Origin of the sequence: uncultured Tateyamaria sp., from assembly GCF_947504105.1 — a bacterium.
Classification (GTDB): domain Bacteria; phylum Pseudomonadota; class Alphaproteobacteria; order Rhodobacterales; family Rhodobacteraceae; genus Tateyamaria.
This window is the reverse complement of record NZ_CANNGP010000013.1, coordinates 88,161-95,751: the sequence shown is the minus strand read 5'-3', so window position 1 is coordinate 95,751 and position 7,591 is coordinate 88,161. Positions and strand designations below refer to the sequence as shown.

General features: G+C 55.0%; 4 protein-coding genes. All 4 read left to right on the top strand.

The genetic code is table 11. The annotated features are described in order from the left end of the window. The first annotated feature begins 37 nt into the window (after positions 1–37). The 4 genes from Q1A75_RS10575 (at position 38) to Q1A75_RS10560 (ending at position 7,581) form a co-directional block, all read left to right on the top strand. Positions 38–1,567, top strand: coding sequence for an N-6 DNA methylase (locus Q1A75_RS10575; RefSeq protein WP_366142200.1), 1,530 nt, complete (start codon positions 38–40; stop codon positions 1,565–1,567). 166 nt (positions 1,568–1,733) lie between these two features. Continuing rightward, entirely contained in the window at positions 1,734–2,642 is a 909-nt protein-coding gene (locus Q1A75_RS10570; protein WP_299550871.1) for an Abi family protein, read from the top strand. Next, on the top strand, positions 2,639–4,576 hold the full coding sequence (locus tag Q1A75_RS10565; RefSeq protein WP_299550869.1) for a restriction endonuclease subunit S: 1,938 nt from the start codon (positions 2,639–2,641) through the stop codon (positions 4,574–4,576). Before Q1A75_RS10570 ends, Q1A75_RS10565 begins: the two co-directional genes overlap by 4 nt. Positions 4,577–4,593: 17 nt before the next feature. After that, positions 4,594–7,581 carry a type I restriction endonuclease gene (locus Q1A75_RS10560; protein WP_299550867.1) on the top strand — a complete coding sequence of 996 codons (2,988 nt, stop codon included), beginning with the start codon at positions 4,594–4,596 and terminating at the stop codon, positions 7,579–7,581. The last annotated feature ends 10 nt before the right edge of the window (positions 7,582–7,591 follow it).

Below are 7,591 nucleotides of genomic sequence, written 5' to 3'. Positions count from 1 at the left end.
TGGTGGCCACGATGAGCAACAAACCCTCTCTTAGCAAATACCGCTATTTGGACCCATAGGCGCTGACGTCAGACACTCGAACGAAACCGCCGGGGAACACTTTACGCCGCGCGAGGTGATCCGGCTCATTGTCGAACTTCTCATCGCCAACGACGATGAAAAACTCACCGGGCGCGGCATCATCCGTCAGGTATACGATCCTGCATGTGGTACGGGCGGGATGTTGGCGCTGACCGAGGAGGCTTTGAAGGATTTCAACGACGCCATACGCGTTGAACTCTATGGCCAGGAGCTGAACGGCGAGTCCTTCGGCATCTGCAAATCTGACATGCTGGTCACAGGTCACAATCCCGAGCAAATCGCCTTCGGCAATACGCTCACCCAGGACGCCCATGCGGGCAAGCGTTTCCACTACATGCTCTCCAACCCCCCTTACGGTGTGGACTGGAAAAAGTACCAAGATCCCATTAAATCCGAGGCTGAAAACCTCGGAATGGAAGGGCGTTTTGGCGCAGGCACCCCCCGCATCTCTGACGGTCAACTCCTGTTCCTTCAGCACATGATTTCCAAGATGCGCGACGACGAGATCGGTTCGCGGATCGGCATCGTCATGAACGGCTCACCGTTGTTTACCGGCGGCGCGGGGTCGGGCGAGAGCGAAATCCGGAGATGGATGCTTGAGAACGATTGGGTTGAGGCTATCATCGCACTGCCAACCGACCTGTTCTATAATACCGGCATCCAGACCTATGTTTGGCTCCTCACCAACCGCAAGCCTGCTACACGGCATGGCAAGGTGCAGCTCATCGACGCCAGCGGCGAACGCTTCTGGAAATCCATGCGCAAGTCGTTGGGCAGCAAGCGCCGGGAAATTACGGAAGAAGCCCGCGCTGAGATAGTCCGCATCTATGCAGGTTTCCTCAATGGCGAAAGCGGAGAAGGCGAGGTCTCCCGCATCTTTGATACTGCCGACTTCGGCTACCGCGAAATCCGCGTTGAGCGTCCGCTCAAGCTGAATTTCCAGGTTAGCGCCGAGCGGCTTGCCCGTCTGGCCAACCAGAAACCCTACGCGCGGCAGGATGAAACCAACCAGATGGCCATCGAGGCCGCGCTTCTTACCATCGGCGATCAACTCTTCACCAACCGAGCTGCCTTCGAAGAAACGCTGACCAAGGCGCTGAAAACCACGGGGTTGAAGATCGGGGCACCTGTCAAAAAGGCGATCTTGGCTGCGCTGTCAGAGCGAGATGACGAAGCCGACGTCTGCACCGACAAGAACGGGAATCCCGAACCAGATACCGATCTACGCGACCACGAACTCGTGCCCCTGGCAGAAGATTGGCGCGACTACATGAAGCGCGAAGTGCTGCCCTTCGTGCCCGATGCCTGGGTCGATGAGAGTCACAAGGACGCCCGCGACAAGCAGGTTGGGCGCGTCGGCTATGAAATCAACTTTAACCGCTATTTCTATCATTACGTGCCACCCCGCCCGCTTGACGAGATCGACGCGGAACTGAAGGCGTTGGAGGCCGAGATCGCTGGACTCCTGAAGGAGGTGGCGGCATGATTTTTGGCGCGGACCGGTCGGTTTCTTATTGCTTTGGTAGGATTCCTGCCCTATCTGTTGTCTCAACAAGACCCGCCACGCCTCGGACGGAACCTCGGTTTCGCACTGCGCACCCCGGCGGGTTACTTGTTTTCTGGGCATCGCTTTCGCGGCATGGAGATGTCGCATGAAGTTTGAAAAGCCTGCTGTATCCATAGATGATCAAATTGAACTGCTGAAACGTCGCGGCATGGAAATCGACGATGACGCGCTTGCTCAGCACTACTTGCAATTCATCTCATACTATCGGCTTCGAGCCTACTGGCTACCTTACGAAGTGCCCGCCGCGGGTAACGGTGACCATGCGTTCTGCAAAGGGACAGCATTTGAAGATGTCCTAGCGCTATACATCTTTGACCGCGAGCTCCGATTGCTGGTTCTGGATGCAATCGAGCGTGTTGAGGTCGCTTTTCGCGCACAATGGGCACATCACATGGCGATGAGCCACGGGCCGCACGGTTATCTGGAACAGGGGCACTATGCGCATATCGCACGCCACGCAAAGGCCGTCGCTGATCTGAGTAAGGAATTCAACCGGTCGCGAGATACTTTCGCGGATCACTATCGAAAAAAGTACTCCTCCCCCAGGCTTCCTCCTGTGTGGATGGCTGCTGAGGTCATGTCATTTGGGCTTCTGTCAAAATTCTACAGCGACCTCAAACTTCGCGCTGAGCGGCAAGCCATAGCCAAACCCTTCGGCCTTGACGAGAAAGTGCTCGCGTCCGTTGCGCATCACACCAGTCACGTCCGCAATATCTGCGCGCATCACGGCCGACTTTGGAACAAGCGTTTCACGGTGACGATGACAGCACCCAGATACCCCGCAAAACTGCCCGTTGCCATGCGCGATGCCGATCCGCGCTATCTGCACAATACCCTGGTGATGCTCGATTACCTCCTAGCCTTGATTGCGCCGGACAATGAATGGAAAAAGCGCATTGTTGCGCTGATCGACGGCTGCCCGTTGGCCGATCCTGCCAGCATGGGCTTTCCGGTGGACTGGCGGACCAGAGCGGCGTGGAAGGTGTCAGCATGAGGCTCATGAAGCTCCGCCACATTGCCGACGTAAAAAACAGCAACGTCGACAAGATCGTAGTCGAGGACGAATGCCCCGTTCGTCTCTGCAATTACGTCGATGTCTACAAAAACGATTTCATCGACACTGACATGGAATTCAGCGCAGGATCGGCAACACTGGATGAGATCGCAAATTTCGCATTACGCGAAGGCGACGTGATTATCACCAAAGACTCCGAAGACAGGAATGACATTGGAGTCCCTGCATTGGTTCGTTCCACAGCGAAAGATCTGGTGTGTGGTTACCACCTGTCCATGCTGCGCGCCAAACCAGGCGTCGCTATCGGCCCATTCTTGTTCTGGGCTTTGCTGGCGAAACCGGTGCGTGAGGCGTTTTCGAACAGCGCTTACGGGATTACCCGCTACGGAATGACCTTGGGAAGAATGAAAGATGTCGTCATTCCGCTCCCTGATCTCGACACCCAAAAAGCCATCGCGGATTTTCTTGATAGCTCGATCGCCCGCATCGACCAGCTGGTCGAGAAGAAGCAGCAGTTTATGATCCTTCTGAAAACTCGCCAATGTGCTCATACATCTCATACTGTGACCAAAGGGATGAGAGACGAGCAGAGAAACGCCACAGGGCTTGAGGCGGTACCCGAGGCTCCGGCACATTGGCAAATCCTTCGGATGGCATCCATCTTCCAAGAGTCGATGGAGATGGGAAAAGAAGATTTACCAGTTCTATCGGTCTCGATCAATTGGGGTATTTCTGACCGCCAACTGAGCGACGAAGACCGCCACCGGGTTGTGAATCAAATGGAAGACCCAAGCGCCTATAAACGGGTGCGACCCGGCGATCTCGTTTACAACATGATGAGAGCTTGGCAAGGCGCATTTGGAGTAGCGAAGGTGGATGGGCTTGTCAGCCCTGCCTATGTAGTGGCACGCCCGAAAGTGCCGCTTCATCCGAAGTATTTTGAACATCTCCTTCGGACGCCAATGTGCATTGAGGAGTTCCGGCGTTTTTCAAAAGGCATCGCTGATTTTCGCCAGCGTCTATATTGGGAACATTTTCGCCAAGTGAAGATTGTGGTTCCACCGCTGGATGAGCAAATCGCCATTGCAGAGAAGCTCGACGCCGAAGAGATCAGGACTGGACGTTTGATCGAGAAAATTTCGGTTTCTGTAGAACGTCTCCAAGAGTACCGCGTTTCTCTCATCTCCGCCGCAGTCGCAGGCCAGATCGACGTGAATACGGTCTCCGATAAAGCTATAGGAAACGTCAGTCTTGATTGGAACAAAGCTGCACAGGCGGTTTCACCAGCTTCGCCGAACGCCGATCCAAGCCAGGCGCGCCGACTGGTGGCTGCCGAGATCATCCATGATCACAGGAATGTCGCCTATCTTGGCCGGATCAAGGTTCACAAGATCATGTTCCTGGCCGAGGCTCACGCCGACATCAACGAAATCAATGGGTGCTACCGTCGCCAGGCAGCTGGCCCCTATGATGGCGCAATGATCGACGATGTTGAGGCAGGACTGCGGCAAGATCGGTTCTACGATGCCGCAGAAGACCCAAGCAGCCAGCGTGGCAGGATCACCTTCACGCCTCTCGACAATGCCGGGGGGCACAAGCTGAAACTGGAAGCCATGCTTGGGGATCGGATGGTCGAACTACGCCGGATTATTGGCCTCGTGCAGGATTTCAGCACCGAAAACACCGAGGCCATCGCAACGCTCTACGCCGTCTGGAACGACGCGCTTATCGACGGGGAGCAGCCTGACGACGACCAGATCATTCGCGGCTTTCGGGAAGAATGGCATGAGGCCAAACAGCGTTTCACAGAAGAAACCCTGAGCACTTGGCTCAACTGGATGCGCCGGAATGACCTTGTTCCCCACGGCAGTGGGCCACATACGATCTCTGCACACCAACCAAGCCTATTTTAAAGAAAAGACCGTTCAACATGCCTGTTTCATCCCATTCGCTCCATAAGGAAAAAGTCCTTCAAGATCATCTGATAGCAGAGTTGGTCGATGGTGCAGGCTATGTGCGTCGGGAAGCCAGCTCCGACTATGACCGTGCGTTGGCGATGGACCGGGCGCTTGTCTTGGATTTCATCCAAAGCACACAGCCCGAAGCGTGGAAGAAGCTCAGCCAGCACTATGCCGCTTCGGCTGAAGACGTGCTCTTTAAGCAGCTTGACAAGGCGCTGAAGGATCGCGGGCTGCTCGATGTACTGCGCAAGGGGATCAAGATCGTCCCTGGCATTGCGCTCAGCCTTTGCTATTTCCGGCCTGCAAGCGCCTTGGAACCCAAGCGTGTCGCCGAGTATCAGGCCAACATTCTGTCTGTGATAGATGAGGTCGAATACAGCCAGAAACACGGTGGGCGCCTAGACGTTGTTCTTTTCATCAACGGCCTGCCCGTTGTCACCATTGAGGCGAAAAACCTTCTGACTGGATCGACCTTCCGCAACGCTGAAAAGCAGTATCGCGATGACCGCTCTCCAGCGGGCGAGCCGCTTCTGACCTTCAAGCGGGGTGCGCTTGTTCACTTTGCGCTCGACGAAGACAACGTCTCGATGACCACTCGGCTGATGAATGGCAAGACCCGTTTTTTACCGTTCAATCGGGGTCGCGAGGGTGGCGCGGGCAACCCTGATGTCGAGGATGAACACCGCATTGCCTATCTTTATAAGTCTGGTGCATGGGGTGAGGCGGTCTTTTCGCGGTCCGTGCTCCTCGATGTCATCGGACAGTTCATGGTCATGGAAGTGACGGGCAAGAACGAGGTGATGATTTTCCCGCGTTTCCAGCAGCTCGACGCTGTGCGCAAGATCATGGCGCACGCCAAAGCCAAGGGCACCGGGGACAACTATCTGATACAGCACTCGGCAGGCTCGGGAAAATCCAACACCATCGGCTGGCTAGCACATCATGCGATCAATCTGCATGACGAGGCCGACAATCAGGTTTTCAACACTGCGATCATCGTGACTGACCGTGTTGTGCTCGATAGGCAGCTCCAGGGGACAGTCACGCAGTTCGAGCAAACGACCGGCGTTGTCAAGAAGATCGACGGTACATCCCGTCAACTGAAGGACGCCATCGCAAAGGGCGCGCGGATCATCGTTACGACGATCCAGAAGTTCTCGACCGATCACCTGAAAGAGTTATCGGGGCAGGGAAACCGGACCTTTGCAGTGATCATAGACGAGGCGCATTCCAGCCAATCTGGCAAGAGTGCCCAGGCGATGACTGATGCTCTGACACGTGACGCCAATTCGAGCGACGACATCGAGGATCTGATCGCTGAATACCAGAAGGCACGTGGCCCGCAGCCCAACATCAGCTTCTTCGCATTCACAGCAACGCCGAGGAACGTGACTTTGGAGCGTTTTGGCGTGAAAGGTGAGGATGGCTTGCCTCATCCGTTTCACCTATATTCCATGAGGCAGGCTATCGAGGAGAAGTTCATCCTCGACGTGCTTCAGAATTACATGACTTACAAGGCTTACTATCAGCTCGAAAAGGCTATCGAGGATGACCCGGAGCTGAGCGGGCGGAAAGGGCAGCGCAAGGTCGCACGCTATGCCAGCTTACATCCGACCGCCATCGGCCAGAAGGTCGAGATCATCGTTGAGCATTTTCGCCGGCACGTCATGCAAGAGCTGAACGGGCAAGCCAAAGCGATGATTGTCACCCAGAGCCGCGAGCACGCACTCAAGTACTTCTTCGGAGTGCAGACATACATCAAGTCGCAGGGCTATGCCGACCTGAAAGCGCTTGTTGCATTCTCCGGCGATCTGGATGTGAACGGCGGACCCGCAACCGAGGCTGACCTCAATGGTTTTGCCGAGACTGAACTCCCGGGACGCTTCGACGGCTTTAAGCCTGATGGGACGCCTTATCCGGATACGTACCAAATCCTGATCGTGGCCGAAAAATACCAAACCGGTTTTGACCAACCCAAGCTCTGCGCCATGTATGTTGATCGTAAGCTCTCCGGCTTACAGGCCGTGCAGACACTCTCTCGCTTGAACCGGACCCGCGCGGGGAAAGAGCGCACTTTCATTCTCGATTTCCAGAACACTATCGAGGACATTCAGACTGCATTCCGCCCCTTCTACGAGGCGACCACCGTCGAGGCGATGTCAGACCCCAACCAAGTCTACGATTTGGAGGGGCGATTGTTTAAGTTTGGATATCTCGACAGGGATGAGATCGAACGGTTTTCGCAGACCTATTTCCAAGGTGCGCTCAGCACCGCAGACCGACCGCGCCTAGAGGGGCTTGTCCGACAGGCTGTTGCCCGCTTCGAGGCAGATGAGGACGAAGGGCGGCAAGAAGAATTTCGACAGCTGTTGAAGAGTTTCAACCGCTTTTATGCCTTCATTGCACAGATAATTTCTCTGGAAGACACCAGTCTCGAAAAACTGGCTTCCTTTGGCGGCTGGCTGTCTCGTTTGCTGCCTAACCGTGAGCTTCCACCGGAAATTGAGATCACCGAGGATATGCTGAGACTGCAGGCATTCAAGGTAGACAAAAAAGAGCAAGGTAGCGCATCGCTCTCACCTGGCGACGCGCAACCACTGGCGGCGATTAGTGAGTTTGGCGCAAAGCCTTACACAGAAGACGAAAAGAAAGAACTCTCAGAAATAATTAAGTCCTTCAATGATCGCCACGGAACACAGTTCACCGAAGCCCAGATGGCTAGAATTGAGGCCGTAAATCCCGAGATCGTTGACGATAACATGCGCGAGATGTTGCGGAACAATCCTCCTGATGTTGTTCGTTCAGCTTATGATCAAGCTGTGTTTCAGGGGATGATCCGGATGTTCCAAAATGACGCTGAAATGCGCGACATTATCCTCACTGATCCCGAGATCAGAAATAAGGTCACATCGTACCTTTTTGGGCGCGCATTGCGTGATGCGCAACGCGTTGCATAGAGGCACAAGG

Excerpts from the sequence above, each read along its gene's own strand:
- Q1A75_RS10570 (WP_299550871.1), top strand. The coding sequence starts at position 1,734 with ATGAAGTTTGAAAAGCCTGCTGTATCCATAGATGATCAAATTGAACTG.
- Q1A75_RS10565 (WP_299550869.1), top strand. The coding sequence starts at position 2,639 with ATGAGGCTCATGAAGCTCCGCCACATTGCCGACGTAAAAAACAGCAAC.
- Q1A75_RS10560 (WP_299550867.1), top strand. The coding sequence starts at position 4,594 with ATGCCTGTTTCATCCCATTCGCTCCATAAGGAAAAAGTCCTTCAAGAT.